The following is a 1,364-nucleotide window of genomic DNA, read 5'->3' as shown; positions in this document are numbered from 1 at the left end:
CCAGTGTTCCCGTGCTTGTGTTTTTTGGGTTTGGTGTGTTGTTGGTTTTGGTTGTGGGGTAGAAAAGTGTTTTTATTGTTTTGAAGGTGGATTACATTCTTTTTTGGTATTTTATGAGAGAATGTATTCCGCCTTCGGTCGTTGATATGGGTAGTCTTGGTTTAAAGCCTTTTTCGAAATTGTTCGATGATTTTTTCGATTTTCCGCGTGCTGGTATGTTCTTTTTGTTGCTTGTTGAGTGTGCGGTAAGGGATCTTAGTATGGAGGGGTTGTGTAACAGGAAGTTTGAGAGCAGTGATCGGTTTTTTCATTATATGGGTGAGAGGGGTCTTGAGGATGCCACTTGGTATTGTAATTTGTTGTTGAGACGGTGTTTTGATATGTTGTTGAAGGCGAGATGGCATTGGAGGGGGGTGTATCTGGCCATAGATTACAATGATGTGGAGTATCATGGTGAGGATCCTTTGATGGTGCATGATGCGATGAAGAAGAGTGTTCGGCATCAGCATGTTCATGTGCTTCGTTATGCCACTATCGCTATCGTGGGCACGCGGTTCAAGTTCACTCTTGCTGTGACGTGCGTGAGCAGGGAGGATAGGCCGGAGGATGTGGTGAGAAGGCTCTTGGACATGGTGCCCGGGGAGTTGAAGGTGAAGGGTGTCCTCTTGGATAAAGGGTTTTACAATGCTAACGTGTTAAACGAAGTAGGCAAGGATACGGATTATTTGGTCCCGGTGAAAAAGTTCGAAGGCATGAAAATCACTTACAGGATAGCGGAGATCACCGATAAATGGCGCTGGGATCATACTCTGAACGGGGGAAAGGAGAATGAGCATAAGACGACCGTGTACCTCCAGGAAGTGGGCATGGACGATTACATTGGCATGGTCACGAACAAGGACATGAGCATGACGGACGTCAGCGTACTTTTCGATGTTTACCGGAAAAGATGGAACGTAGAGAACAGTTACAAAGAAAAGGACAATTACCGGATTAAAACAAACTCCAGGAACCATTCATATCGGATCCTCATATACACCATAAGCCACCTCTTGGTCAACCTCTTAACAATAACCAAAAGAAAGAACAAGACAACCATAACTCACGACGACATGAAACACATCTTAGAATACCTCCTGAACGCAGAACCAGGCACAACAAAAAGACTCACCAAAAAACTAATAATCCTGAGCTAAACCGCAACTACATTAGCTACCGCCATCCAAAAAACACGACAAAAAAGACCGTTTTCAGACAAAAAATCACAAAAAAACCAACAAACCCCACAACCATCCGCATACCAACCACCAAAAAACACGACCACTACCAACCAAACCCAAAAAACACAAGCACGGGAACACTGG

The 1,364-nt window shown here is 44.3% G+C and carries 1 protein-coding gene; it reads left to right on the top strand.

What is annotated here, in order from left to right; genetic code table 11:
• Positions 1 to 482 precede the first annotated feature (482 nt).
• Positions 483 to 1,196, top strand: coding sequence for a transposase (locus tag CUJ83_RS15505; RefSeq protein ID WP_230743377.1), 714 nt, complete (start codon positions 483 to 485; stop codon positions 1,194 to 1,196).
• The last annotated feature ends 168 nt before the right edge of the window (positions 1,197 to 1,364 follow it).

This window comes from Methanooceanicella nereidis (assembly GCF_021023085.1).
Taxonomy (GTDB): domain Archaea; phylum Halobacteriota; class Methanocellia; order Methanocellales; family Methanocellaceae; genus Methanooceanicella; species Methanooceanicella nereidis.
The sequence above is the reverse complement of the archived record's forward strand: the minus strand, read 5'-3'. Positions and strand labels throughout refer to the sequence as shown.